24 protein-coding genes are annotated in these 25,757 nt (G+C 73.1%); 23 read left to right on the top strand and 1 reads right to left on the bottom strand.

All coding sequences use genetic code 11. The features are described from left to right. Positions 1 to 274: 274 nt before the first annotated feature. From ACFV7Q_RS14705 to ACFV7Q_RS14745, 9 genes are all read left to right on the top strand, one after another. The gene (locus ACFV7Q_RS14705) at positions 275 to 1,012 is read left to right on the top strand and encodes a thioesterase II family protein (protein WP_385428338.1); all 738 of its coding nucleotides are present in this window, start codon (positions 275 to 277) and stop codon (positions 1,010 to 1,012) included. A gap of 253 nt (positions 1,013 to 1,265) precedes the next feature. After that, the gene (locus tag ACFV7Q_RS14710) at positions 1,266 to 3,281 is read left to right on the top strand and encodes an AMP-binding protein (protein ID WP_385428340.1); all 2,016 of its coding nucleotides are present in this window, start codon (positions 1,266 to 1,268) and stop codon (positions 3,279 to 3,281) included. Further along, positions 3,274 to 4,914 carry an FAD-dependent oxidoreductase gene (locus tag ACFV7Q_RS14715; protein WP_385428342.1) on the top strand — a complete coding sequence of 547 codons (1,641 nt, stop codon included), beginning with the start codon at positions 3,274 to 3,276 and terminating at the stop codon, positions 4,912 to 4,914. The genes ACFV7Q_RS14710 and ACFV7Q_RS14715 overlap by 8 nt, the downstream gene beginning before the upstream one ends. 203 nt (positions 4,915 to 5,117) lie before the next feature. Further along, a complete protein-coding gene (locus ACFV7Q_RS14720; RefSeq protein ID WP_385428343.1) occupies positions 5,118 to 6,071 on the top strand; it encodes an SRPBCC family protein in 954 nt (317 codons plus the stop codon). Continuing rightward, positions 6,068 to 7,855 (top strand): acyl-CoA dehydrogenase, encoded by a 1,788-nt coding sequence (locus tag ACFV7Q_RS14725; RefSeq protein ID WP_385428345.1) that lies wholly within the window; start codon positions 6,068 to 6,070, stop codon positions 7,853 to 7,855. Before ACFV7Q_RS14720 ends, ACFV7Q_RS14725 begins: the two co-directional genes overlap by 4 nt. 15 nt (positions 7,856 to 7,870) lie before the next feature. Then, complete coding sequence (locus ACFV7Q_RS14730; protein WP_385428347.1) at positions 7,871 to 8,716, top strand: 4'-phosphopantetheinyl transferase family protein; 846 nt, start codon at positions 7,871 to 7,873, stop codon at positions 8,714 to 8,716. Positions 8,717 to 8,870: 154 nt separating this feature from the next. After that, positions 8,871 to 9,719, top strand: coding sequence for an NAD(P)H-binding protein (locus ACFV7Q_RS14735; RefSeq protein WP_385428349.1), 849 nt, complete (start codon positions 8,871 to 8,873; stop codon positions 9,717 to 9,719). Continuing rightward, the gene (locus ACFV7Q_RS14740; protein ID WP_385428350.1) at positions 9,716 to 10,789 is read left to right on the top strand and encodes an alcohol dehydrogenase catalytic domain-containing protein; all 1,074 of its coding nucleotides are present in this window, start codon (positions 9,716 to 9,718) and stop codon (positions 10,787 to 10,789) included. The genes ACFV7Q_RS14735 and ACFV7Q_RS14740 overlap by 4 nt, the downstream gene beginning before the upstream one ends. 38 nt (positions 10,790 to 10,827) lie before the next feature. Further along, on the top strand, positions 10,828 to 11,283 hold the full coding sequence (locus tag ACFV7Q_RS14745) for an ester cyclase (protein WP_385428352.1): 456 nt from the start codon (positions 10,828 to 10,830) through the stop codon (positions 11,281 to 11,283). Between the two features lie 72 nt (positions 11,284 to 11,355). Here ACFV7Q_RS14745 and ACFV7Q_RS14750 read toward each other — a convergent pair whose 3' ends face one another. Further along, positions 11,356 to 11,811, bottom strand: a complete 456-nt coding sequence (locus ACFV7Q_RS14750; protein WP_385428354.1) for a nuclear transport factor 2 family protein — start codon at positions 11,809 to 11,811, stop codon at positions 11,356 to 11,358. A 208-nt stretch (positions 11,812 to 12,019) separates the two neighbouring features. Here ACFV7Q_RS14750 and ACFV7Q_RS14755 point away from each other — a divergent pair, with 208 nt between their 5' ends. From ACFV7Q_RS14755 to ACFV7Q_RS14820, 14 genes are all read left to right on the top strand, one after another. Beyond that, complete coding sequence (locus ACFV7Q_RS14755; RefSeq protein ID WP_385428355.1) at positions 12,020 to 12,982, top strand: aromatase/cyclase; 963 nt, start codon at positions 12,020 to 12,022, stop codon at positions 12,980 to 12,982. A gap of 322 nt (positions 12,983 to 13,304) precedes the next feature. Beyond that, positions 13,305 to 14,570, top strand: a complete 1,266-nt coding sequence (locus ACFV7Q_RS14760; RefSeq protein ID WP_385428357.1) for a beta-ketoacyl-[acyl-carrier-protein] synthase family protein — start codon at positions 13,305 to 13,307, stop codon at positions 14,568 to 14,570. After that, positions 14,567 to 15,832: a ketosynthase chain-length factor gene (locus ACFV7Q_RS14765; protein ID WP_385428359.1), complete on the top strand. Its 1,266-nt coding sequence runs from the start codon at positions 14,567 to 14,569 to the stop codon at positions 15,830 to 15,832. Before ACFV7Q_RS14760 ends, ACFV7Q_RS14765 begins: the two co-directional genes overlap by 4 nt. A gap of 86 nt (positions 15,833 to 15,918) precedes the next feature. Beyond that, positions 15,919 to 16,182, top strand: coding sequence for an acyl carrier protein (locus ACFV7Q_RS14770; RefSeq protein WP_385428360.1), 264 nt, complete (start codon positions 15,919 to 15,921; stop codon positions 16,180 to 16,182). Between the two features lie 242 nt (positions 16,183 to 16,424). Beyond that, positions 16,425 to 18,044: an AMP-binding protein gene (locus ACFV7Q_RS14775; protein ID WP_385428362.1), complete on the top strand. Its 1,620-nt coding sequence runs from the start codon at positions 16,425 to 16,427 to the stop codon at positions 18,042 to 18,044. A gap of 1 nt (position 18,045) precedes the next feature. Then, positions 18,046 to 18,309 (top strand): acyl carrier protein, encoded by a 264-nt coding sequence (locus ACFV7Q_RS14780; protein ID WP_385428364.1) that lies wholly within the window; start codon positions 18,046 to 18,048, stop codon positions 18,307 to 18,309. Between the two features lie 2 nt (positions 18,310 to 18,311). Beyond that, entirely contained in the window at positions 18,312 to 19,355 is a 1,044-nt protein-coding gene (locus ACFV7Q_RS14785) for an anthranilate phosphoribosyltransferase (protein ID WP_385428366.1), read from the top strand. Continuing rightward, positions 19,348 to 20,238: a tryptophan synthase subunit alpha gene (trpA, locus tag ACFV7Q_RS14790; protein ID WP_385428368.1), complete on the top strand. Its 891-nt coding sequence runs from the start codon at positions 19,348 to 19,350 to the stop codon at positions 20,236 to 20,238. Before ACFV7Q_RS14785 ends, trpA begins: the two co-directional genes overlap by 8 nt. Next, positions 20,235 to 20,609: an ectoine synthase gene (locus ACFV7Q_RS14795; protein ID WP_385428370.1), complete on the top strand. Its 375-nt coding sequence runs from the start codon at positions 20,235 to 20,237 to the stop codon at positions 20,607 to 20,609. Before trpA ends, ACFV7Q_RS14795 begins: the two co-directional genes overlap by 4 nt. Beyond that, positions 20,609 to 21,748 (top strand): acyl-CoA dehydrogenase family protein, encoded by a 1,140-nt coding sequence (locus ACFV7Q_RS14800; protein ID WP_385428371.1) that lies wholly within the window; start codon positions 20,609 to 20,611, stop codon positions 21,746 to 21,748. The genes ACFV7Q_RS14795 and ACFV7Q_RS14800 overlap by 1 nt, the downstream gene beginning before the upstream one ends. A 33-nt stretch (positions 21,749 to 21,781) precedes the next feature. Beyond that, positions 21,782 to 22,489, top strand: coding sequence for a transglutaminase family protein (locus ACFV7Q_RS14805; RefSeq protein WP_385428373.1), 708 nt, complete (start codon positions 21,782 to 21,784; stop codon positions 22,487 to 22,489). Then, on the top strand, positions 22,489 to 23,157 hold the full coding sequence (locus ACFV7Q_RS14810; protein ID WP_385428375.1) for an N-(5'-phosphoribosyl)anthranilate isomerase: 669 nt from the start codon (positions 22,489 to 22,491) through the stop codon (positions 23,155 to 23,157). The genes ACFV7Q_RS14805 and ACFV7Q_RS14810 overlap by 1 nt, the downstream gene beginning before the upstream one ends. After that, entirely contained in the window at positions 23,154 to 23,843 is a 690-nt protein-coding gene (locus ACFV7Q_RS14815; protein WP_385428377.1) for an indole-3-glycerol-phosphate synthase, read from the top strand. The genes ACFV7Q_RS14810 and ACFV7Q_RS14815 overlap by 4 nt, the downstream gene beginning before the upstream one ends. A gap of 130 nt (positions 23,844 to 23,973) precedes the next feature. After that, positions 23,974 to 24,834 carry a class I SAM-dependent methyltransferase gene (locus tag ACFV7Q_RS14820; RefSeq protein ID WP_385428378.1) on the top strand — a complete coding sequence of 287 codons (861 nt, stop codon included), beginning with the start codon at positions 23,974 to 23,976 and terminating at the stop codon, positions 24,832 to 24,834. Positions 24,835 to 25,757 lie beyond the last annotated feature (923 nt).

Genomic DNA, 25,757 nt, shown 5'->3' on the forward strand with positions numbered 1-25,757 from the left:
ACTCTTCTTGGTGGTTTGGGCCCGGGGGGTTGGTGGGGGGCGCGGCCCCCGGTGGGTTAACCTTGTCCTACGTGCCGGCGCAAACCCCCCCCCGGGGGGGGGGCGGGCCCCGCGCCCCCCCGCCCCCCGCCACCGCACCACCGCACCCACCGCACCCAACGGAACAACCACACCCACCGCACCACCGCAATGACCCGGCCCCACCGCACCGTCGAACACCTCACGAACACCAACGGCCAGGCCGGGAAAAACAATGCAGCAGGAAGGACCAACCATGGCACGGGAGAACGGCGTGCGGCTGCTGTGCTTCGCCCACGCAGGAGCCGGGACCTCGGCGTTCCACCGCTGGAACACCCTGCTGGGCTCCGCCGCCACCCCCGAGCCCCAGCTGCTCCCCGGCCGGGACGCACGACGCCGCGAACCCCGGGTGACCACCCGACACGCCCTCCTCGCCGACTTCCACCACCTCTTCGCACAGCAGCCACCCGCACCGTACGTCCTGTACGGGCACAGCCTCGGCGGCCTGATCGCCTACACCCTCACCCGCGCCCTGCACACGGCCGGCCTGCCGCTGCCCGCACTACTGGCGGTCGGCGCCTGCCCACCACCCGGCGAATCCGGCCACCTCATCTCCAGCGCCGAAGCCCCCGACCACGAACTGGTGCGGGTGCTGGAGAAATTCCAGGCGGCACCCGACGACACCGAGCCCGGCGACCTGTGGCACCGCCTCGTCCTCCCGGTGCTCCGCGACGACCTGCGACTTGCCGCCGACCTGCGCACCGCCGCCCAGGACCCGGCCACCGGCGGGCCGGTTCCAGTACCCCTGCTCGCCGTCGGCGGCAGTCAGGACGCACTGGTGCCCACCGAGACGCTGCGCGGCTGGAGCACCTGGACCGACAGCCGCTTCATCCACCGCACCCTGCCCGGCGGCCACTTCTTCGTACGCGACGGCGAACTCCCCCGACTCCTCGGCCGGGCCTGCCGGATCGTGGCACGCGCCGGCGGCCGGTGAAGCGACCCGCCAGCTGACCGGGCCGCCCGCGGTGGGGGCCCCGGACCGCGTACGCGAGACGTCCCGCTGCCCGGACCGGCAGGCGGGCAGCAGCCAGAACGCTGCGCCCGGTCTGCGGCGCTGTTCGAGCCCCCTTCGAAGTCGCTTCGAGCACGGGTGCGCAGGGTGGTGGACGACCCAGCCGCCGTCGACGCCAGGACACCCCGGGGAAACCGCCTGCCCGCCCGGCAGCACCCCGACAGTGAGGACAGCCGTGCCCGACTTCACCTACCCCGAACTGCCGCTGGACGCCCTGCTGCGCCGGGCAGCCGTCCGAGACCCCGGCGGCTGCGCCGTCCGCGCACCCGGCGGGGCGGTCACCTTTGCCGAGCTCGACGACCGGGCCGACCGCATCGCGACCTACCTGGAGCACCGGCTCGGCCGCCGGGGCGCCCGGGTCGGCATCGCCAACGTCCTCGACGCCGGCTTCGCCGCCGCCTACTACGGCACCGTCCGCAGCGGCAACACCGTCGTTCTCCTCAACCCCCTGATCACGGTGCAGGGCCTGGTCCACGTCTGCTGCGCGGCCCGCGTCGAGGTGGCGCTGGTGCCGAGGACGACGGCCGGGCTACTGGGAGCGGCCCGCGAACAACTGCCCGCACTCACCGAGATCGTCGTGACCGACGCCCCTGACGAGGTGGTCCCTGCGGACACCGTGCCGCTGGCCGCCGCCCTGCACCGCACGCCCGCCGCCACCCGCCGCCCGGCCGGCCCGGCCGGCGACCGCGTCAACCTGGACGCCGACGCCTGCATCCAATTCACGACGGGCACCACCGGCCGCCCCCGGGGCGTCCGGCTCAGCCACCGCAACCTGGTCGCCAACGCAGCCCAGACCGCCCACGCCCACGGCCTGGGCAGCGACAGCACCACCCTCAACCACCTGCCGCTCTACCACGTCATGCACCTCAACTCGGCCGTCTACGCGGGCGCCCACCAGGTGCTGTGCCCCGACCCGGACCCCCTGGCCGCCCTCCGCCTGGCCGCCCGCACCGGCACCACCCACTTCTACGGACTGCCGGCCCGACTGCACCAGCTCGCCGCCACCGTACGACCCCCGGACACCAACCCGCCGGCCCCGGCGAACCCGCCCGACCGGCCGCACGGCCTGCGCTTGACCGCCGTACTGTCCGGCGGCAGCGCGCTCTCCCCGGCCGCCACCCGGGACCTACACAACTGGCTCGGCGTCCCCGTCGTCCAGGGCTACGGCATGGCCGAACTCTCCCCCCTGACCCACAGCCAGGACTTCCGCCACCCGGTGCCCGGCTCGGTCGGCACACCGGTCGCCGGCACCGACTGCCGGATCGTCGACCTCACCACCCGGGCCCCCACCAGCGCCCACACCACCGGCGAGGTCCAGGTGCGCGGCCCCCAACTGATGACCGGCTACCTGGACGAGGACGACACCGCCCCGGTCGACCCGCAGGGCTGGTTCTCCACCGGTGACATCGGCTACCTCAACCAGGACGGGGTGCTGTTCCTGGTGGACCGGATCGGCGACGTCTTCAAACACGACAACGAACTGGTCTCCCCGACCGCCATCGAGCGGATCTTGACCCAAGACCCCCGAGTCGCCGAATGCGTGGTCGTGGACTGGCCCGACCCCGTCCACGGATCCGTCACCTGGGCCGGCATCGTACCCGCTGGAGCCACCCCGACGGCCCCGCCCGGCCCCTGCACATCCGACCTGCCCGCACTGCTCGACTCGATCGTCACCCACGCCAACCAGCGGCTCGCACCCTTCGAGCAGATCCGCCGGGTCGAAGCCCTCGACGCCGTTCCCCGCACCCCCGTCGGCAAGCCCGCACGCCAGGCCCTGCGCCGCACCCTGCACGCCCGGGCGGCGGCCGAGTCCGCCACCGCCCCCTCCACCCACCCGAACCAGCCCACCCCCACCACCCGAGGAGCGACCACCATGGTGACCTTCGTCAACAAGCTGACCGTGCACGGCGACATCAACGCGTTCCTGGCCGCCAAGGACCGGATCACCACCTACATGAGCGCCCAGCCCGGCCACGTCGCCCACCGCACCCTGCACTCGCTCACCGAACCCCACGTGTTCCTCGAAGTCGCCGACTGGGAAAACCCCGACGCCCACCAGGCCGCCGTCCGCAGCGACGGCTTCCGCGCCCTGGTCGGTGCACTGGCCGCGCACGCCACGCCCGAACCCGGCCTGTACGAGACCCTCCCCGAGGGTGCCCGGCTGGAGTCGGCCACCACCGCCGATGCCTGAGCAGGCCCGGGTCCTGGTCGTCGGCGCCGGCCCGGTGGGCCTGACCACCGCCCACGAACTGGCCCGACGGGGCCTGACGGTACGGCTGGTCGACGCCGCCACCGGCCCCGCCCGCACCAGCCGCGCCGTGGCCGTCCACCCACGCACCCTGGAAACCTTCGACCAGATGGGCATCGCCGCGCCCATGGTCCGAGCCGGCCGACGCAACCAGGCGTTCACCATGTTCGCAGCAGGACGCAGACGACTCCGGCTGGAAGCCGACTACCACACGATGCCCACCCGCTACCCGTACACGGTCGTCATCGAACAGACCCGCACCGAAGAACTGCTGCGCCAAGCAGTGGCCCGGCTCGGCGTCACCATCGAATGGGGGATCCGGCTCACCGGCCTGGAACAGGACCAGCACGGCGTACGGGCCCGGCTGGAACACGCCGACGGCAGCCCCGAGGAGTACGACGTCCCCTGGCTGGTCGGCTGCGACGGCGGGCACAGCACGGTCCGCAAGCAGCTGCGGCTGCCACTGATCGGCGAGTCCAGCGACACCTGGGAGCTGGCCGACGCGCCCGTCACCACCGACCTGGCACCGGACAGCATCTACTGGATGCACACCGGCCGGCAGGCGCTGATGATGGTGCCCTACGCCCGGACGGGCCACTGGCGGCTGCTGGACACCGCGCCCACCGACGATGCTGCCGGCCACGATGTGGCGAGCCGGTTCGCAGCGAAACTCGGCGCCGGCCTGGGCCAGCCGGTGGAAGTGGGCGCACCACAGTGGACGTCCCGCTTCACCTTCCAACAGCGGATGGTCCCGCGGATGCAACAGGGCCGCTGTTTCGTGGCCGGTGACGCCGCACACGTGCACAGCCCGGCCTCCGGGCAGGGCATGAACACCGGTATCCAGGAGGCCTACAACCTGGCCTGGAAACTCGCCCAGGTCGACCGGGGCTGGGCCGGGCCCGAACTCCTGGCCACCTACAGCCTCGAACGCGTCCCCATCGGAAAGGCGCTCCTGGCCAGCACCCGTACCGCCACGTTCCTCGTGCAGTTCAAGAACACGATGGCCGGGGTGATGCTGCCGACGGTCCTGGACGTGGTGCGCAAGGTACCGCCGCTGCGGCGGGCCGTCCAACGCAAGGTGCTGGGCGGAATGTCCGGGCTGCACGTGGCCTACCCGGACAGCCCACTGACCAGCCCGGACCCGACGGCGGGCCGACGCCCGGGCACGGCAACCCGGACACCGCCCGGGAGCCGGGCCGCGGCGGCGGCCGCCCGGCACGCCGGAGATCCGGGAGCGGACGGGCTGAGGGCCGAACTCCGCGACCCGCGCTGGTCCCTGCTGCACGCATCCGGCGGACCGGACCCGGCCCGGGCCGTGGAGGCTGCGGCCGCGGCAGCCACCGCACACGGCGGCTGGTTGTCCGTCCGCACCGTCGGCGGGGCGACGGGCGATCCGGGCCCGCTCGCCGATCCGCACGGGCGGCTGCGCCAGGAGCTCGGGCTCGTGCCGGGCGGCTGGGTACTGATCCGGCCGGACGGGTACGTCGCCGCGCGGGGCCCCGCCTTCGGCTCCGCCGCCCTGCGGCGGGCGCTGGCCCCGCTGGGCACGCCCCACCAGGCTCCAACGCACGCATAGCCCCCTGCGCCCCCGCCCCCACCCGCCCCCGCCCCCACCCGGCCCCCACCCGGCCCCGGCCCCACTCGCCCGCGCGGACCCGACCCGCCCGCCACGGCCCCGCACCGGGCCCGCCGGGCTCCGGCCGCAGTCGAGGACCGTTCGAGAGGTTCTCCGGCTGCTGCGGTGAACCTCGGAGCAAGCGTCGAGGGAGGGCGGAGCCGATGGTGGGTGAACGAGTGCACCGCAGGACGTACTCGGTGGACGTGGCCGCGCCGGCCGGCGTGGTCTACGGACTGATCGCGGACACCACCCAGTGGCCGCTGTTCCTGACGTCGACCATCCACGTCGAACGGCTGGACTTCGACGGGGTCCGGGACCGGTTCCACACCTGGGCCGAAGTCAACGGCAGCGTGAAGTCCTGGCTGTCCCACCGCACCCTGGACGCCGGGGCCCGCCGCATCGACTTCCACCAGGAGGCGCCCGCCGGCCCAGCCCCGTCCCTCGGCGGACGCTGGACCGTCGAGGCGACCGCACCCGACCGCTCCCGGCTCGTCCTGGACCACGAACTCACCGTCGCCGACACCCGCCCCGAGGACACCGCCCGCATGCTGCAGGCCACCGACACCACCAGCACGACCGAGCTGGACCGGCTCAAGGCCACCGCCGAACGCTGGGACCGACTGGACGCCCTCCTGCTGTCCTTCGAAGAGTCCGTACACGTCAAGGGCCCGGCCGAACTCGTCTACGACTTCCTGTGCGGCATCGCCGACTGGCCCGGCCGCGTCCCGCACGTGCTACGCGCCGAGGTCACCGAGGAACAGCCCGGCGTGCAGGTCGTCCGCACCGAGACCCGGTCCGCCGGCGGCCCCGTACGGACCGCCGAAACGGTCCGGATCTGCTTCCCCCACGCCTTCCGGATCGTCTCCAAGGAGACCACGCCCGGCGAGCCGCTCCAAGCACACACCACCGAGTGGTCGGTACTTCCCGACGAGAACGACGTCACCGTCTGCGCCCAGCACCAAGTCCTGCTCCACGAAGACCCCCGCACCCGCACCGGCACTGCCGCGGCCCGCGCCCACGTACGCGACCTGCTCGGCGGGCAGAGCAACACCGTCTTGAACCTCGCCAAGCGCCACGCGGAAACCGCCATCCGCACCCTACGGACCGGGAGTTGACCACCACCGCCACGGCCCTCACCGAGCGTTCCGACAACAACGGTGCCCCCACCGCCACCCCCACCGGCGACGCAACGACCCCCGCGGCCGCACGGCACCGCGCAGCCCGGCTCGAGGCACTCCTCGGCGACCCCCAGGACCCCACCAACCCGCACGGGATCGCCGCCCTGTGCGCCGCCGACGCCCGCGGCGAACCCCCGGAACCGACCGAGGCCCTACTCACCGAGACCGGCCTCGCCGCCGAATTCGTGCCGGCCGAGTCCGGCGGCCGCCTCACCCGCGCCGACCTCCTCGCCACCGCGCTGCGCCCCCTGTTCCGCCGCGACCTCGCCCTCGGCTTCGGCTTCGGCATCACCTCGCTGTTCGCCACCGCCCCCGTCTGGGCCGCGGGCAGCGCACGGCAACGCGAGCAGGCCGCCGCCCTGCTGCTGGGCGGCGGCCGGGCGGCCATCGTGCACCACGAACTCGCCCACGCCAACGCCATCCTGCGCGGCGAACTGGTCGCCACCCCCCACCCCGCCGGCTGGACCCTCAACGGCCGCAAGGACGTCATCATGAACGCCTCCCGAGCCGGCGCCTGGGTCGTCTACGCACGCACCGCACCCGAACGCGGCCCGCGCAGCCACTCCGTCCTCCTCCTGCAGCCCGACGAGCTGCCCCCCACCACAGTCCACAAGCTGCCCCGGGTGCCCACCCCCGGCATGCGCGGCGGACTCTTCTCCGGCCTGGAATTCACGCACTGCCCCGTCCCACCCGACGCCCTCGTCGGCCGCCCCGGCGAAGGCGTCACCCTCGCCCTGCGCACCTTCCAGGTCAACCGCTGCCTCATCCCCGGCATGGCCGTCGCAGCCGCCGACACCGTGCTGCGCTCAGCCGTGCACGCCGTGTCCACCGGCCGGACCGGACCGGTGGCCCGCCGCTGGCACAAGCCGCTCGCCGGAGTCTTCGCCGACCTGCTCGCCTGCGACAGCATGGCCACCGTCGCGCTCCGCGCGCTCAGCCTGCTGCCCGAACGCGCCCACGTCCTCGCCGCGGCCGTCAAATACGTGGTCCCCGACCTGCTGCGGGAGAACCTCGAAGAACTCGCCACCGTCCTCGGCGCACACGGCTACGAACACGGCAGCCCCCAGTACGGGTCCTTGGACAAGCTGGTGCGCGACCTACCCGTCGCCGGCCTCGGCCACGCCGGCACGGCCGCCTGCCACGCCGTCATCGTCCCCCAACTGCGACCCCTCGCCGAACACTCCTGGTTCACGGCCGAGGAACCGCCACCCCAGCTGTTCCGCACCACCACCGACCTCCCCACCCTCGACTACCGGCTGCTCGGCATCGCCGGCGGCGAAGACTTCCTGTCCGCCTCCCTCATCGGATCGGCCGCACGACTGGCCGCCACCCGCAGCGCCGCCCACCACCAGATCACCGTCCTCGCCGACCTCGCCGCAGCGTTCACCGACGAACTGCGGGCACTGCGCTCCAGGTGCGCGGCCCTGCCCCCCGACCGGGCCGCCACCCTCGACCCGACCGCCGTGATCCTCAGCGACCGGTACGCCCTGCTCCAGGCCGCGGCCGCGGTCCTCGGCACCTGGGAGGGCCAGGACGGCACGGACGCCTTCCTCACCGATCCCGCCTGGGCGGTCCTGGCACTGTCACGACTGGCCGCGAGGCTGGGCATCACCCCACCCGAACTACCCCGCACCTGCGTGACGCAGGTACTGGACGAACTCGTCCGCCGCTACCACACCGGCCGCAGCTGCGACCTCGACGGCAGCACACTGACCCCCTGAGGAGGACACCCGATCGTGCCGCACCCGCCCGCAGCCGACCGGAAGACGCTCCCACCGCCCGTGCACGTCCCCGGACCCGGCCCCGGCCGGCCCTGGCAGACGGTACGCACCCACCTCGAACGGGACGGCAGCGCCACCGTCGTCGCCACCTGGGGCGAATGGCTGACCGCGGCGCTCGCCGACGCCGGGCTGCGCCCGCTGCTCGGCCGCGACTGGCAACGCTACCGCCGCACCGGGGACGCGGCGGCCCGCTACCGCTTCATCACCTCCCGCATGATCGTCAAATACACGGCCGCCGCGGTCCTCAGAACGGATCCGACCGTCCTCGACCTCGCCTACAAGATCGGCGGAAGACCGTTCATCCGCGGCTTCGACCAGATCGACGTCAGCCTGAGCCACACCGACGACCTGATCGCGGTCGGCGTCAGCCGCACCGGCCGGATCGGCGTCGACGCCGAACCCACCGGCCGCACCATGTCCTTCGAACTGCTCCAAGGACACATGTGCACCCCCGCCGAGCGAGCCGAACTGGAACGCATGCCCCGAAACCGGCAGGACTCGGAACTGCTGCGGCTGTGGACCCTGAAAGAGGCCTACACCAAAGCCCTCGGACAGGGAATGCGGCTCGGCTTCACCGAGTTCGGCTTCGGCCTGGAAAGCGGCGCCCTGACCGCTCCCGACGGCTCCCCGGCCTCCCGCGGCGAATGGGCCTTCGCCACCCACCCGGTGCTCGGCGGCCGCTACCTGGTGAGCACCGCCCGCCACGACACCGGCCTGGACACCGCCCGGGACACCACCGTCCACACCATGCTCGACCAGGGGTTCACCGACGCGGTCGAGGAGGGCCTGGCAGCCAGTTGAGCCGACCCACCCGGGCCGCGCCCCGGTGCAAGGCGCCCTCGAAGCGCCCTCTAAGGCCCCTCCACCGGCGCGCCCGAGGCTGGGCAGCACTACCGAGCGAGAGCCCCCGGGACAACCGGGCCGAACAGGGCGGAGCTGGCACGTGACAATCTTGGTGACTGGAGCGACGGGGGCCGTGGGCCGGCCTGTGGTCGCTCAGCTCGTCGCGGCGGGCGAGTCGGTGCGCGCGGTGACCCGGAACCCGGCCACCGCGGGCCTGCCGGAGCCCGTCGAGGTCTTCCAGGGCGACATGGAAAAACCCGAGAGCCTGCGCGCGGCCTTCGCCGGAGTGGACCGCCTCTACCTCTTCCCGCTGCCCGAGACCGCCCCCCAAGTCGTCGCCCTGGCCAAGGAAGCCGGCGTCCGCCGGATCGTGGTCCTCTCCTCCGCCTCGGTCCTCGACACCTCCGGCGACAACCACAGCGGTGACCACCACCGGGCCGTCGAACGCGCCGTGGAGGACTCCGGCATCGAGTGGACCTTCATCCGCCCCGACGAGTTCGCCACGAACGTGCTGTGGAAGTGGGGCCACTCCATCCGCACCGAGGGCGTCGCACGCGCCCCCTACGGCAACGCGCCGCGGGTGCTGATCCACGAGTGCGACGTCGCGGCCGTGGCCGTGACCGCCCTCCTCGAAGACGGGCACGCCGGCCGGGCCTACACCCTCACCGGCCCGCAGGCCATCACCCAGGCCGAGCAGGTCCGGCAGATCGCCCGGGCCGTCGGCCGCCCGGTCACCTTCGAGGAGATCACCCCCGACCAAGCCCGCAAGGACATGGGCCGGGCCATGCCCGCGCCGGTGGTCGAAATGGTCCTGCGCTACCTCGCCGACGCGGTCACCAACCCGCCCGTCCCGGTCGACACCGTCGAGGAAGTCACCGGCCGGCCCGCGCTGACCTTCGCCCGCTGGGCCGCCGACCACGCCGCCGACTTCGCCCCCCAGCCGACGGAGAGCGCAGCATGAGCCTGGACTCCGTCGAGCACCCCGCATCCGGCACCGCTGACGGCACGCCCCGCGCCGGCGCCAACACGCTGGTGCGGATGACCGGCAGCGGCGAACCCGAGGCCCGGATCCACACCGCCGAAGGCCCCCGGCCCACCCCGGGCAAGGGCAAGGTCCTGATCGAGGTGGAGGCGGCCGGCGTGTCCTACGCCGAGGTGCAAATGCTCCAACACCTCCATCCGTTCCCGCCCAAGTTCCCCTTCGTCCCCGGCTACGACCTGGTCGGGCGGATCGTCGAGGTCGGCCCCGGCGTCACCGGCTGGAAGAGCGGCGACCGGGTCGCCGCCATGCCCCGCCAAGGCGCCTGGCAGCGCTTCGTCGAACTGCCCACCACGACCCTGGCCGCCGCCCCCGACGAGCTGGACGCGGCCGTGGCCGTGGCCCTGATCACCAACGGGGTCACCGCCTACCAAATGCTGCACCGCTCCACCCACCTGCGGCCGGGCCAGACCGTCCTGGTCCACGGGGCCAGCGGCGGCGTCGGCGCCCTCCTCACCCAGCTCGCCGTCCACCACGGCCTGCGGGTCATCGGCACCGCCTCGCCCGCCAAACACGACACCGTGCGCGACCTCGGCGCGGAGCCGCTCGACTACCGCACCCCCGACATCGTCGCAGCCGTACGCGCACTCGCCCCGCAGGGCGTCCAGGCCGTCTTCGACCACATCGGCGGCCGCGGCCTCGACGCCGCCTGGACGATGCTCGCCCCCGCCGGCACCCTGGTCTCCTTCGACTCCTCCGTGGCGGGCTACCGCCCCGGACAATGGTTCCGGCCGCACGTCCCAGCCCTGCGCCGCACCGTGGCCCGCTACTTCGCCCGGCTCCTCGGCCTCACCGGGGGCCGCCGGATGAGCATGTACTACGTCAAGCCCGGCCCCAACTTCACCACCGACTACGCCGAGCTGTGCAGGCTCGCCGCGGCCGGTGTCCTGACCCCCCGCATCGCCGGCCGCCACCGGCTGGCCGGGGCCGCCACCGCCGTGCGCGCCCTGCTGGACGGCAGCAGCGTCGGCAAGCACGTCCTGCTCCCCTGAGCCATCCCACTCCCCACCAGACGAGGGAAATTCCCACCATGACCGCAACGGCGAACGAGCGTCCCACCGGCCAGAGCGTGCAGGAACGCAACAAGGAGATCGCACTCGCCTGTGCCGCCGCCTGGAACCGCTGGGAGCTGGACGGCATCCTCAAGCACTGGGCCCCCGACATCAAACACTTCTCCGAGGACCGCCCGGTCGACACCCAGCAGATGATCGGCGCCATGCAAGGAGGCCTCGCCGCCTTCCCCGACCTCCACCTGGACGTCAAGAGCATCGTCGCCGAGGGCGACCGCGTCATCCTGCGCATCACGGTGACCGCCACCCACCTCGGCCAGTTCCTCGGCAAGGCCCCCACCGGCAAGAAGGTCAGCTGGTTCATGCTCGAAGAACTCCGCTTCAACGACGCCGGCCAGATCATCGAGCACTACGACGTCTTCAACTACCTGCCGATGCTGAAGGAACTGGAGTTCGTCCCCGCCGACGTCCTGTGAGCACGACCGGGCCCCCGCGGGAACCCTTCGATTCCCGCGGGGGCCCGTCGTCGGCCGACGCCGCCCGCCCCGTTAGGCCAGGTCGTCCCGGGTGACCGTACGGGCCGACACCAGCAGCCCGCCGCCCTCACCCCGCACCAGCACGTCCTCGCAGACGCACACCCGGTGCACCCGGGACCCGCCGCCGATCTCGGAGGCGTAGACGACGGCGTACGAGCGGACGGCCACGGCGCCGTCCGGGCGGGGCCGGACGTCCAACATGCCCATGAAGTGCCGGTGCCGCTGCCCGGCCGCGGCGAGCTCCGCACGGCTGCGGGTCGTCGCCGCGACCAGGCCGGCCCGGCCCCGCACCGGCTCCGGCAGCGTCGGCACGGCGAACGTCGCGTCCCCGGTGAAGGTCTCAGCCCAGCGCTCCGCCTCACCGAGGTCGAGGAGCTGCATCTGGTGCGCGTAGAACTGTTGCACCTCGGCGTGGAGCCCGGCGTTCCAGGCGGTGGTCCCGGGCGCGAGGTCGGGCACGGTCGTCATAGAGGTCTCCCTTTCGTTCCTTGGTCGCCCCCATGCTGTGCGCCGCAGGTCGCACCCCCTTCGAGGATCCCTCGACCGCCGGCCCCCGCCCCGACGACCAAAAAAAAAGGGGTGAGGGGGCTCGCGACCCTCCAGCCGCCTTCCGCCCGCCCTCCAGCGGGCCGGGACACCGTCGGACCACCGCAGAGCCGAGCAGTGAAGGGTGGGAATGGTGTTCGCTGAACAGGTGCACCGTACGTCGCACGAGGTGGAGATCGCCGCACCCGCGGGGGTCGTCTACGGGATCATCGCGGACACGCAGAAGTGGCCGCTGTACTTCCCGCCGAACGTTCACGTCGAGCGCCTCGAAGGCGACGGGCAGCACGAACGCCTGCGCATGTGGGCGACCGCCAACAACACGGTGAAGACCTGGACCTCGCGCCGCGAACTCGACCCCGGCCGCCGCCGCATCGAATTCCGCCAGGAGATCCCGGCCGCTCCACTGACCGGCATGGGCGGCACCTGGATCGTCGAAGAGCTCGGCCCGACCTCCACCCGCCTGACCCTGCTCCACGACTTCACCGTGGCCGACGACCGCGCCGAAGACGTCGAATGGGTGCTGCGCGCCACCGACACCAACAGCGAGTCGGAACTGGGCCGTCTCAAGACGCTCGCCGAGCGCTGGACCGAGCTGGACGACCTCGTGCTGTCCTTCGAGGACTCGGTACACGTCGAAGGCCCGGCGGAGCTCGTCTACGACTTCCTGTACCGGGTGGGTGACTGGCCCGAACGGGTCCCGCACGTGGACCGCCTGGACCTGGTCGAGGAGACGCCGGGCATCCAGGTCATGTCGATGGACACCCGCACGGCCGACGGCTCGGTCCACACCACCGAATCGGTCCGCGTGTGCTTCCCCGAGACCGAACGCATCGTGTACAAGCAGACCGCGACCCCGGCCCTGATGGCCGCCCACACCGGCCAATGGTCCCTCAGGCGCCACGGCACCGGTGTGACCGTCACCTCGCAGCACAGCGTCGTGCTGCGGTCGGAGAACATCGAGCGGATCCTCGGACCGGACGCGGACGTCGCCGCGGCCCGCCGCTACGTCCGCCAGGCCCTCGGCCGGAACTCCGGCGCCACCCTCAACCTCGCCAAGCAGTTCGCGGAGACCGCCGCCCCGGCCGCCCGCTGACACCCCCCACGGCACCCCGCCGGCCCTGCCGGCGGGGTGCCCCCGTTCGACGGGGGCGGGCAGACGCAAGCCCCCAGCCCCCGACCCCCGGCCCGAACCCCTTCCCGGCCCGCCCATACGTGTGCGTCACCAGCGAACCCCCGAACAGAACGTGCCGGTCACGGCCACACCCCGCCCGTCCGGTGGGGGACAGGCACTGGTTCGAGCGGTTCTCCAGGAAGGTCGGCGAGGCTCGAAACCACGTGCGGTGGTTGCGTCGCGCGCGCGGCGGCGATCCGCGCTGTCGCCGTGACCCTTGGAGGACAACTGTGAAGGAAAGCCGATGAGACGGGTCGTGATCACCGGAATCGGAGTGGTCGCACCCGGCGGCGTGGGCACCAAGGAGTTCTGGTCGGTGCTCACCTCCGGCCGTACCGCCACCCGGGGCATCACCCTGTTCGACCCGGCGCAGTTCCGTTCGCGTATCGCCGCGGAGGCGGACTTCGACCCCGCCGCTCAGGGCTTCACCCCCGCCGAGGCCGCACGACTGGACCGGGCCACCCAGTTCGCCCTGGTCAGCACCCGTGAAGCCCTGGCCGACAGCGGACTGACCGCAGAACTGGACCCGCTGCGCACCGGTGTCACCCTGGGCAGCGCGGTCGGCTGCACCACCGGCCTCGACGTCGAGTACGCGCAGGTCAGCCGCAACGGCGCGGACTGGGTACTGGACCACACCCGGGCCGTCCCCCATCTCTTCGACTACTTCGTGCCCAGCTCGATGGCGGCCGAGGTCGCCCGCCTGGCCGGCGCCCAGGGCCCGGTGTCGCTGGTCTCCACCGGCTGCACCTCGGGCCTGGACTCCGTCGGCCACGCGGTGGAACTGATCCGCGAAGGCAGCGCCGACGTCATGATCACGGGCGCCACCGAAGCACCGATCTCCCCGATCACCGTGGCCTGCTTCGACGCGATCAAGGCCACCAGCCCGCGCAACGACGAGCCGGAAACGGCCTCACGGCCCTTCGACCGCACCCGCAACGGGTTCGTGCTCGGTGAGGGCTCGGCCGTCCTCGTCGTCGAGGAACTGGAACACGCCCGCCGCCGCGGAGCGCAGGTCTACGCCGAAATATCGGGCTTCGCCAGCCGCAGCAACGCCTACCACATGACCGGTCTACGGACGGACGGCGTGGAGATGGCCGAAGCCATCACCGCCGCCCTCGACGAGGCCCGACTCAACCCCGACGCCGTCGACTACATCAACGCCCACGGCTCGGGCACCAAACAGAACGACCGCCACGAGACGGCGGCGTTCAAACGCAGCCTCGGCCAGCACGCCTACGAGGTGCCGGTCAGCTCCATCAAGTCGATGATCGGCCACTCCCTCGGGGCGATCGGCTCCCTGGAAGTGGCCGCCAGCGCCCTGGCCATCACGCACAACACCGTGCCGCCCACGGCCAACCTGCACGAAGCCGACCCCGCGTGCGACCTGGACTACACCCCGCTCGTGGCCCGCGAGCAGCAGACCGACACGGTGCTCACCGTGGGCAGTGGTTTCGGCGGGTTCCAAAGCGCCATGATCCTGACCCGTCCCCACCTGGGAGCGACCGCATGACCACCACGTCCACCCTCGACCGCACCCGCGAGGACGGCCCCGGCACGACCCGCCGCCCGCAGGCCGTGGTCACCGGCATCGGCGTCGCCGCCCCCAACGGGTTCGGCGCCCGCGCCTGGTGGGACGCCGTACTGCGGGGCGAGAACGGCATCGGTCCGCTGACCCGCTTCGACGCCCGCGGCTATCCGGCCCGGCTCGCGGGCGAGGTACCCGGATTCGTCCCCGAGGACCACGTGCGCAGCCGACTGATGGCCCAGACCGACCAGGTGACCCGGCTGTCCCTGGCGGTCGCCCAGGAAGCACTGGACGACGCCGGGGTCGACCCGGCCGAACTCCCCGCCTACGCGGCCGGGGTCGTCACCGCCAGCTCCGCCGGCGGCTTCGAATTCGGCCAGCGCGAGCTCCAGGCCCTGTGGAGCCAGGGCGGCCAGTACGTCAGCGCCTACCAGTCCTTCGCCTGGTTCTACGCCGTCAACACCGGCCAGATCTCCATCCTGCACGGGCTGCGGGGCGCCAGCGGGGTGCTGGTGACCGAACAGGCGGGCGGACTCGACGCCGTCGCCCAAGCCCGCCGCCAGCTACGCAAAGGGTCCTCGCTCGTCATCACCGGCGGCGTCGACTCCGCCCTGTGCCCGTGGGGCTGGGTCGCACACGTCGCCGAGGGACGCATGAGCCCCGGCGAGGACCCGGACCGCGCCTTCCTCCCCTTCTCCGAGGACGCCAGCGGCTACGTACCGGGGGAGGGCGGCGCCCTGATGGTGCTGGAGGACGCCGAGGCCGCCCGGGCCCGCGGGGCCCGGGCGTACGGGTCGGTCACCGGCTACGCCGCGACCTTCGACCCGTCCCCCCACCCCGACGGCCGTCGGCTCGGCGCCGCGGCCGAACTCGCCCTCGCCGACGCCGGGGTGCGGCCCGACCAGGTCGACGTCGTCTTCGCCGACGCCGCCGGCGAACGGCAGGCCGACCGTGCCGAGGCACGGGCGATCTGCGAGCTGTTCGGTGAACGGGCCGTGCCCGTCACCGCACCCAAGAGCATGACCGGCCGGCTCTCCGCCGGAGGGTCCTCCCTCGACCTGGCCGCGGCGCTGTTCTCGCTGCGCGACCAGGTGATCCCGCCCACCACCGGTACCGACCGCCCGGCCCGGGACTGCCCCGTGGACCTGGTCACCGCCACCCCGCGCACCGGCGTGGAGCTGCGGACGGCGCTGGTGCTGGCACGTGGCCGGGGCGGTTTCAACGCCGCCGCCGTGGTCAGCGCCTAAAACCACGCCGGCGCCACCCCCGGCCGTACCGAAGCACACCACCACGGACAACCACACGTCCGCACAGAAGAAACACGAGGTATGACGTGACCCGGTTCGAACTCACCGATCTGACCGCCCTGCTGCGCCAGTCCGCCGGCGAGGACGAGGGCGTGGACCTGGACGGCGACATCCAGGACGTCCCGTTCGCCGAACTCGGCTACGACTCGCTGGCCATGCTCCAGACCACGGGCCTCGTCGAGCGGGAATGGCAGGTGCTCCTGGACGAGGAAGCCGTCTCCGAGGCCGAGACCCCCCGCCAGTACCTGGAACTCATCAACCGGGCGCTGTCCGAGCGCACCGCCGCCTGAGCCCCGGCCGGCCCCCGGCGACCACCGGTCGGGGACCACCGGGCACGGCCGTCCGCCCACCGGGCCGCGGCCGTGAGGCGACGAGCGGGCGGCCCCCAACGGGGCCGCCCGCTCGGCCGTGGGGTGCCCAACGACCCCCGAGACCGGCCGCCCCGGGAGTTCAGCAGCGCTCCATCCGGCCTCAAGACCGCAAAACCACCATCGGATGCAAACGACCAGTGCATGAACAAGGGGGAGGGGCTGTGGGCAGCAGCACGGACACGGTGCCGGACACCTCGCAGGCCACACAGGCCGCTCGGGCGGCTCCCCCCACCCCGGGCGTGCCGGGCGGACCCGCACCGGACCACCACGGCCTGGTCGACGGATTCCTCGCCCACGCCCGCCGGGACCCGCATGCGACGGCCCTGGTCTGGCGCGACGAGGAGATCGACTACGGGACCCTGCTGCGCCGCGCGCAAGCACGGCGTGCCCGCCTCGACCGGCTGACCGGCGACTCCCCGGTCGGCGTCCCCGCCGTGAAATCGCCCGACACCATCGCGCTGGTCCTCGCCTGTCTGCTGGAGCGCCGGCCGGTCCTGCTGCCCTCGGCCACCCTCGGCGCCGACGCCCTGGAACGCCTGTACGACGAGGCCGGCGTCCGCGAGGTGCTGGATCCGGCGGCACCCGCCACCCCGGACCAGCACACGCACCAGGACGCGGACGTGGACGCCGGCGACGCACCGGACCACGCGCACACCGGCCCGTGGAACCCGCCCGCACCCCCCGGCGGGCAACCCGCCCTGCTCCTGACCACCTCCGGCTCCACCGGACTCCCCAAGATCGTGCCGCTGGGCGTGGAAGCCGTCGACGCGTTCGTCCACTGGGCCGCCGACGCCTTCGGCATCGGCCCCGGCTCCACCGTCCTCAACTACGCGCCGCTCAACTTCGACCTGTGCCTGCTCGACCTCTGGGCCACCCTCGCCCACGGCGGCAAGGTCGTCCTCGTCGACCCCGACCAGGCACTGAGCGGCCCCCGCCTACTGGCCCTGCTCGACCGCCACCGGGCGGAAGTCGTCCAGGGCGTGCCCATGTTCTACCGGCTGATCACCGACGCCGCCCAGGACACCGGGTCGGTCCTGCCGTCCGTACGCCACGCCGTCTTCACCGGCGACGCCCTGCCCGGGCCGGTCCTCGCCCGGCTGCCGCACCTGATGCCCGCCGCCCGGCTGTACAACGTCTACGGGTGCACCGAAACCAACGACAGCTTCTGGTACGAGGTGACCGACGCCCGCACCGAGGCCGGCACCCCGCTGCCGCTCGGCCGCCCACTGGCCGGCGTCGACCACTTCCTCGCCGACGGCGACGGGCGCGTCCTGGAAGGACCGGGCACCGGCGAACTCCTCGTCTCCACCCCCTTCCAAACCGACGGCTACCTCGGAGCGGCCGCCTCCGCGCACGTCTTCGCACCCCATCCATCGGGCACGGGAGGGCGCCGGTACTTCCGCAGCGGCGACCTCGTGCGGCGACACCCGGACGGCTCCCTCACCCTCGAAGGGCGCACCGACCACCAGGTCAAGGTCCGCGGGGTCCGGGTCAACGCCCAGGAGGTGGAAAGCGTCCTGCTCGCCCACCCCGACGTCACCGAGGCGGCCGTCCTCGCCCTGCCCGACCCCGTCGCCGGACGCCTGCTGCACGCCGTCGTACGGCGCACCACCGGCTCCGGCCTCAACACCCTGACACTGCGCGGCCACCTGGCCCGCCGGCTGCCGCGCGCGGCCGTCCCCTCGACTCTGCGGATCACCGACGATCCGCTCCCCAGGACCTCGACCGGCAAGGTCGACCGCGACCTCGCCGCCAAGGCCCATTTCACCAAGGAGAACTGACATGACCCACGCCCCGGCCGTCAAGGCGTTCATCATCGAGGAGTTCCTGCCCGACGTGCCCGCCGGCGAACTGGCCGACGACCACGACCTCCTGGAGAACGGCATCGTCGACAGCCTCGGGCTGCTCAAGGTGATCGCCTGGCTGGAGGACCGCTACGGCATCGACGCCGACACCGTCGACCTCGACCCGGAGTCCTTCACCACGGTCACGGCGATCGCCGCGTTCATCGAGCAGTCCGCGCCCAAGACCGCGGGGGCCGCGTAGCCATGCACGAGGCCGTCGTCTCGCTCATCGGCCGCGACCGCCCCGTGGAACTGCCGGTGTGGCGGTCGTTCTGGGACCGGCTGCACGCCGGTGACCTGCTCCGGGGTGAAGCCGCGGCCCTCCTTGCCTCACTGTCCACACAGATGCCCGACCGCATCACCCTGCACGGGCTGCTGGAGTCCTTGGACGAGCGCCGGCCGCCGCGCCCCGCCGGAGCCTTCGCCGGCGCCGTCAACATCGTCGGCACCGGCGGCGGCCCGGCCACCTTCAACATCTCCACGGCGGCGGCCTTCGTCGCCGCGGCCATGGGCGTCCCCGTCGTCAAGACCGGCTCCCGCGCCCACACGAGCCGCTTCGGCTCCCTCGACCTGCTCGCCCGGCTCGGCATCACGCCGACCACCTCGTACGCGCACACCCAAGACGTCCTGGAGCGTTGCGGCATCGCCTTCGCCGGGTTCTTCGTCTACCCACAGGAGGTCACCCTCCTCGCCCGGGCAGTGGTGCCGCTGGACCTACGCCGGCTGGGCTCCTTCGTCAACACGCTCGGGCCCTTCCTCGCCGACATACCGGTCAGCGCACAGGTGACCGGCGTGTCCCGGCCCCGACACCTCGAAGGGCTGCGGCACGCCGCCGAGCACGTCTCACGCACCACCGGCCGGTCCGTCTGGCTGGCCGCCAACGACGCCGGCGCCGATGAACTGCTCGGATTCACCACCAACCGGGTCCGGGCCTACACAGACGGCACCGACCACGAGTTCGTGCTGACCCCCGGCACGCTCGGGCTCGGCACCGGCCATCTGGCCGACCTCGCCGTCCCCGAAGGCGGCGTGGACCGGGGCGCCGAACTGTTCCTCGACGTACTCGCCGGCCGGTGCGGCCCGACCGTCCGCGAGACGGTCTGCCTCAACGCCGCGGCGCTCGCCGTGGCCGGCCGGCTGACCGGCGACTGGCACCAGGCGCTGGCCGCCGCCCACACCGTACTGCAGGACGGCTCGGCCCTCTCCCGGCTCGAACGACTGCGCTCCTTGGACGCCGCGCATGCCTGACACCCTGACCGGCACGACCCCCCGCCCCGACGCCCGCCCCGACGCCCGCCCCGACGCCCGCCCCGGCTTCTTCGCCGGGCGGAGCCCCGGACAGCCGGGACTGGCCGTGTTCGCCAACGCCGGCGACCCGCCCCTGGCCGCACTACCGGAACTCGCCGCGATGCTCGACGAGAACGGCGTCGACTGCCTCGAACTCGCCGTCCCCTTCCCCGGATCCGCCACCGACGGGCCGGTCATCCGCCGCTCCGCCGACCGCGCCCTGGCCGGCGGCACCACCCTGCACTCCGTCCTCGACGCGGTGGCCGCCATCCGGCCGGGCCTCGGCCGACTGCGCATCGCCCTACTCGCGGACTGGAGCCACAGCGTCAAGGGCACCGACCTGGGGGACTTCGCCCGGACCGTCGCCGACGCGGGCTGCGACGCGCTACTGCTGCACGGACTGCCGCCCCGACTGCGCGCCGCCCACTACGCGGCGGCGCGCGACGCCGGCCTACCACTCGTCACCACCTGCTACGCGGTCTCCGACCCGCAGACCGTCTCCGAGGCCGCCCGGCACGCCTCCGCCTACGTCTACCTGGTCGCCCACTACGGCCGCACCGGCACGACCACGGCGGCCGACCCGGACCGCCTGGCCGCCGCACTCACCCTGCTGCGCGCCCGGACCACGGCCCCCGTCGCGGTCGGCTTCGGCATCCGCACCAGGGCCGACATCGCCGCGCTGGAAGACCTCGGCGCGGACGCGGCGGTCGTCGGCAGCGCCGGCGTCGCCCGCATCGAACAGGCCCTCACCGAAGGACACGACCCCGTCGAAGAGTTCGCCTCCTTCGTACGGGAGCTGCTCCACCCGTTCCCCGGCCACCCCACGAAAGGAAACCCCACATGATCGTCCGCAAGCTCGACGACGTACGCTGCGTCGACTGGGGCAACGGCATCAGCCGCCGCTTCCTCACCGCCTCCGACGGCCTCGGCTACACCGTCACCGACACCATCGTCCGGGCCGGCACCAAGTCCCGCCTGGAATACCGCCGCCACCTGGAGGCCTGCTACTGCATCGAGGGCAGCGGCGAGGTCGTGGACACCGCCGGAGACTCCCACCCCATCACCCCCGGCACCCTCTACGCCCTCGACCAGCACGACGCGCACTGGCTGATCGCCAGCCCGCACGAAGACCTCCGCCTGGTCTGCATGTTCACCCCCGCCCTGCGCGGCGACGAGGTCCACAACCTCGACTCTCCCGAGTTCTCCCAGTACTGATGACCACGTGGACCGATGACCAGCAGCGGCTGCGCGAAGGCCTGCAGCCGCTGCTGCGCAAGATCAGCGAAGGACACGTCGAACGCGACGCCGCAGCGGTCTTCCCCCGGGAACAGTGGGACCTGCTGCGCGCCACGGGAATCCTCGGCCTGCCCTTCGAAGAACGCTGGGGAGGCCTCGGCCAGGACCTGCTGACCACCGTCCACGTCCTGGAAGGCCTCGGACAGGGCTGCCGCGACGCCGGCCTGAACTTCTCCGTGACCAGCCACATCGTCAGCACCGGAGTCCCGCTGCACCGGTTCGGCTCACCCCAGCTGAAAGAACGCCACCTACCCCGCCTGTGCTCCGGGGAAGCCATCGGCGCACACGCCATCAGCGAGCCCGACAGCGGCTCGGACGCCCTGGCCATGCACACCCGGGCGGTCCGCGACGGCGACGGCTTCGTCCTGAACGGCAGCAAAGCCTTCGTCAGCAACGGCCCCGTCGCCGACCTGATCACCGTCTACGCCCGCACCAGCGACCGCCCGGGCCCGCTGAGCATCACCGCATTCCTCGTCGACCGCGACACCCCCGGCCTGACGGTCGGCAAGCCGATCCCCAAGATGGGGCTGCGCACCTCGCCGCTGAGCGAGCTGTTCTTCGACGACTGCCGCATCCCCGCCTCCCAGGTCCTCGGCCGCACGGGCGGCGGCTTCCTCGTCCTGGACCACGTGATGCGCTGGGAGATCCTCTGCTCCTTCGCCGTCACGGCGGGCGAAATGCGCGACCGCGTCCAACGGTGCACCGAGTACGCCCGCACCCGCACCCAGTTCGGCAAGCCGATCGGCTCCTACCAGGCCGTCTCCCACAAGATCGTGGACATGGAGATCGGCGTGGAGACCGCCCGCCACTGGCTGTACTCCGCCGCTCGCAAGCTCGCCGCCGGCGAGAACGCCACCAAGGACGTGGCCATCGCCAAACTCGTCACCAGCGAGGCCAACCTCGCCTCAGCGCTCGCCGCCGTGCAGATCTTCGGCGGCAACGGCTACATGGCCGAATACGGCATCGAGAAGGAACTGCGCAACTCGATCGGCGGAACCATCTACTCCGGGACCTCCGAAATCCAGCGCAACCGCATCGCCTCGCTGCTCGGCCTCTGACCCCCACCCCGACAGAAAACGGATCACGCCACCATGAACGCCCCGTCCGGACCCGCAGCCCCGGCCACCGAGGCCCTGGCCGCAACCGAGTTCATCGACCACGACAGCCCCGAGGTCCGCGCCTTCGTCCGCGACGCCGTCCCGGCGACCGCCACCACCCCCACCGAGCAGGCGGTGGCCCTGTACTACGCCGTCCGCGACGGCATCCGCTACGAGGTGTACGGAGCGGACCTGTCCCGCCAGGGACTGCGCGCCAGCCAGGTGGTGACCACCGGCTCCGGCATGTGCCTCCACAAGTCGGTGCTGTACGCCGCCGCCCTGCGCTCGCTGGGGATCCCCGCCCGCCTCGTCCTCGCCGACGTGCGCAACCACCTCGCCTCCGACCGGCTCAAGCAGCTGATCGGCGGCGACGTCTTCCACCAGCACGGCCTGACCTCCGTACACCTCCAGGACCGCTGGGTGAAGGCGACCCCGGTCTTCAACCGGACGCTGTGCCGGCTGTACCGGATGGCCCCCCTGGAGTTCGACGGCACGGCCGACAGCCTCCTGCACCCCTTCGACGAGCAGGGACGGCAGCAGATGGAGTTCCTGCGCCTCCACGGCGAGTTCGACGACCTGCCCTACGAGTGGGTCATCGCCGACCTGCGGGCCGCCCACCCGGGACTGTTCCAGGGCGAGGACCCCCGGTTCGCCGACGGCTCCCTCGTCCGGGACGCCCACGCCACGGCGCCGACGGCCTAGTGTTCGTCAAGGTCTGCGGTGCCACCACCGCCGAAGAGGTCCGGGCCGTCGCAGAGGCCGGCGCGGACCTCCTCGGCCTGTGGCACGGCATCCCCGACGGCCGCGCGGACCTGCCCGCCGGGCAGCTGGCCGAGCTGGCCGCCGAGGCCCGGGCCACCGGCCGACTGCGGCCCGTACTGGTCACCTTCGCCTCCGACCCCGCAGCCCTCGCCCGGACCGCCACCGCCGCCGGCACCGACTGGATCCAGCTCCACGGATACCAGCGGCCCGCCCTGGTCCGCGCCCTGCGCACGGAACTCCCCGACCGGGTGCGCATCGTCAAGGTGCTGCACGTCCGCAGCGGCTCCTGCCCGGAAGCGAGCCTGATCGCAGCCTACGAACGGGCCGGCACCGACCTGTTCCTGCTGGACGCGGCCACCGCCGACGGGCGGGTCGGCAGCACCGCGCACACCCTCGACGACCACACGGCGGCCGCCCTGGCCGACCGGATGGAACGCTCCTTCCTCCTCGCGGGCGGCCTGCGCCCGGACAACCGGAACCGGTTCGGCGCGACCCTCGCGCACCCCGGATTCCTCGGCATCGACGTGGACTCCGCCGCCCGGGGCGACGCCGGCCTGCTCGACGGAGCGCGGACGGCGGACCTGGTCCGCGCCTGGAAGACACCATGACCACGACCTTCACCGAAGCGCTCACCTCCGCCGACCGCCCCCTGATCATGGAGGTCAAACGGCAGGACGCCGACGGCAACGACCTGCTGGGCAGCCGCTCCGTCGCCGAGGTCGTCGCCCGCTACGAGGAAGCGGGCGCACCCTGCATCTCGGTCGTCACCGGACACTGGTTCGGCGGCACCGAGGAACTCCTCGCCGAGGTCGCCGCGCTCACCGACCTGCCCCTGCTGCGCAAGGACTTCGTCACCAGCCGCAGCCAACTCGCCCGCACCCGCGACCTCGGCGCCTCGGCGGTCCTGCTGACCGCGAAACTGCTGCCGGCGGGTGCCCTGGCCCGGCTGGCCGGACACGCCCTTGAACTCGGCCTGACCCCCTTCGTGGAGATCGCCGACGAGACGGAAGCCACCGCAGTACCGCCCGGACCCCACTGCGTGGTCGCCGTCAACAACAAGGACATCACCACCCGCGAACGGCTCCCCGGGGACCTGGACCGCAGCGCCGACCTGCTGCCCGCCGTCCTACGGACCGGCACCCACTGCGCGGTGAGCGCCAGCGGCATCACCGACCCCGTCCGGGCCGCCCGGCTGCTGGACGCCGGATTCCAGGGCCTGCTCATCGGCACCGGCCTGCTGCGCGCGCCCAGCCCGACGGCATGGTGCGCCCAGCTGGACGAGGCCCGCGCCTGAGCCCCGGCGGCATCGACCCCGCCTCGACGAACGCTCCAGTACGCCCCGGGGCGCGGTCCGCAGGATGGGGCCAGCAGTGGCTCCCCCCGCCCGTGGGCGCCCACCCGAACACGACCACCCGGAGTTGAACGTGGACAGCGCGCTGTACAAGACGAAAGTCACCGATGCCTTCAACGAGGCCGCGGCCACCTACGACCGGCTGGGCGTGGAGTTCTTCACGCCGATGGGCCGGAGGCTGGTGGAACTGGCCGCTCCACGGCCGGGCCAGCGGCTCCTGGACGTCGGCTGCGGCCTCGGCGCCACCCTGCTGCCCGCGGCCGCGCAGATCGGCCCGGAGGGCACCGCACTGGGCATCGACATCGCGGAAGCGATGATCGAGGAAGCCGCCCGGGAGGCCGACCGCCAGGGGATCCGCAACGTCGACCTGTGCGTGATGGACGGCGAACACCCCGACCTGCCGCCCCGTTCCTTCGACCTGGTGCTCGGCAGCTACAGCGTGATCTTCCTGCCCGACGCCCGGGCGGCGCTCGCCCGCTACGCCGGGCTGCTGCGCGACGGCGGCCGGATCGCCTTCACCAGCCCCGTCTTCACCCGCGACACCTTCCCCTTCCTGCCCCCGATGTTCACCGAGCTGATCCCGATGTCCCTGCTGGAGCACCTGCCGGCGGCCTGGCACCCGGAGCAGCTGCACCAGCAGCTGCACTCCTGGCTGGAGGCCCCCGCGGACCTCACGGCCGCCCTGGACAAGGCCGGCTTCACCGACGTGCAGATCACCGACGAGAACGTCCCGATGACCGCGGTGTCCGGCGAGGCCTGGGTGGACTGGTCGCACACGCAGGGCATGCGGCTGCTGTGGCAGCACCTGCCCGAGGACGAGGCCGCCGCCCTGCGCGCGCGGCTCATCACCGCCCTCGACGCCCTGCGCGAGAACGGCGGCCCCGTCCACATCGACGTCCCCGTCCGCTACGTGACGGCCACCGTGGCCCGCTGACAACCCGTACGGGGAAGTCAGCCAGCAGGGGTGCGTTCGGGCCCGCGCCTGGCCCCTACGGGTGTCCCGAACGGTGTGGTGCCCTGGTCGCCCGCGTTCGCTCCGCGTCCGGCGGCACGGACCAGGCCCGCGGCCCGCGCTCCGCGGCCCGCGGCCCCGGGGATGCGGGGGCGGGCTTCCCCCGCTCTGGGGTGCCCGGACCGGCCTGAACGGTCCGGGCCCCCACCACATCGCTCCGGTGCGCTGGGGGGCGGTGCCGTCCGTCGCCCGATCGGCTGCCCCGGGGCGCGTCGCCCGATCGCGACGCGCGCGGCATCGTGCCGGGACATCGTGCGGCACGCAGTGAGCAGCGGCTCGCGCCAGGACTCATGAGGTTCTCGATCCCGATCACGGCCACGCCGCACCGGCGTGGCCCGTGCAGCAGGCGCGGTGGCCGCGTGGCGGACCCGGGCGCCGCGGTCGTCGGCCGGCCCGCTGAGGTCGATGCGGTCGGCCCACTCCTGGCCCCGGTGCCGGAACCCGACCGTGGCGGCGAGCCCGTACCGGCCGTGATCGGCGTCGGCCAGGTCCGCCAGCGGGGCGGGCAGCTCGATCGACACGTCGCCGTCGGGGGCGCCGCGGATCGTCCCGTTCCCGCACCGCTTCCCCGACTCGCCCTCCGCCGCGAGGAACCGCACCCGGCCTCCCACCGCCGGCGCCACTGCGCCGGCGGTCCACTGCGCGGCGTCGAGAGGGTGCCGGACGTTCAGCCGCCGACCGCCGACCGCCGACCGCCGACCGCCGACCGCCGACCGCCGACCGCCGACCGTCGCGCACCGTGCACGTGCAGGCGGCGGGACCGGGCGAACCACCCCTGCCCGCTGCGGTAGCCGCCCGGCCCCCCTTGGCCCCCTCCACCCCCGACCGGCTTCGCAGGCCGCTGC

The sequence above is a fragment of the Streptomyces sp. NPDC059851 genome (genome assembly GCF_042732005.1).
In the GTDB taxonomy this organism is placed as follows: domain Bacteria; phylum Actinomycetota; class Actinomycetes; order Streptomycetales; family Streptomycetaceae; genus Streptomyces.

Bases quoted from the DNA above. Each gene is read 5' to 3' on its own strand.
- ACFV7Q_RS14765 (WP_385428359.1), top strand. From the start codon at position 14,567: ATGACCACCACGTCCACCCTCGACCGCACCCGCGAGGACGGCCCCGGC.
- ACFV7Q_RS14815 (WP_385428377.1), top strand. From the start codon at position 23,154: ATGACCACGACCTTCACCGAAGCGCTCACCTCCGCCGACCGCCCCCTG.
- ACFV7Q_RS14720 (WP_385428343.1), top strand. From the start codon at position 5,118: ATGGTGGGTGAACGAGTGCACCGCAGGACGTACTCGGTGGACGTGGCC.
- ACFV7Q_RS14745 (WP_385428352.1), top strand. From the start codon at position 10,828: ATGACCGCAACGGCGAACGAGCGTCCCACCGGCCAGAGCGTGCAGGAA.
- ACFV7Q_RS14805 (WP_385428373.1), top strand. From the start codon at position 21,782: ATGAACGCCCCGTCCGGACCCGCAGCCCCGGCCACCGAGGCCCTGGCC.
- ACFV7Q_RS14800 (WP_385428371.1), top strand. From the start codon at position 20,609: ATGACCACGTGGACCGATGACCAGCAGCGGCTGCGCGAAGGCCTGCAG.
- ACFV7Q_RS14780 (WP_385428364.1), top strand. From the start codon at position 18,046: ATGACCCACGCCCCGGCCGTCAAGGCGTTCATCATCGAGGAGTTCCTG.
- ACFV7Q_RS14755 (WP_385428355.1), top strand. From the start codon at position 12,020: ATGGTGTTCGCTGAACAGGTGCACCGTACGTCGCACGAGGTGGAGATC.
- ACFV7Q_RS14740 (WP_385428350.1), top strand. From the start codon at position 9,716: ATGAGCCTGGACTCCGTCGAGCACCCCGCATCCGGCACCGCTGACGGC.
- ACFV7Q_RS14785 (WP_385428366.1), top strand. From the start codon at position 18,312: ATGCACGAGGCCGTCGTCTCGCTCATCGGCCGCGACCGCCCCGTGGAA.
- trpA (WP_385428368.1), top strand. From the start codon at position 19,348: ATGCCTGACACCCTGACCGGCACGACCCCCCGCCCCGACGCCCGCCCC.
- ACFV7Q_RS14795 (WP_385428370.1), top strand. From the start codon at position 20,235: ATGATCGTCCGCAAGCTCGACGACGTACGCTGCGTCGACTGGGGCAAC.
- ACFV7Q_RS14760 (WP_385428357.1), top strand. From the start codon at position 13,305: ATGAGACGGGTCGTGATCACCGGAATCGGAGTGGTCGCACCCGGCGGC.
- ACFV7Q_RS14750 (WP_385428354.1), bottom strand. From the start codon at position 11,811: ATGACGACCGTGCCCGACCTCGCGCCCGGGACCACCGCCTGGAACGCC.
- ACFV7Q_RS14705 (WP_385428338.1), top strand. From the start codon at position 275: ATGGCACGGGAGAACGGCGTGCGGCTGCTGTGCTTCGCCCACGCAGGA.
- ACFV7Q_RS14715 (WP_385428342.1), top strand. From the start codon at position 3,274: ATGCCTGAGCAGGCCCGGGTCCTGGTCGTCGGCGCCGGCCCGGTGGGC.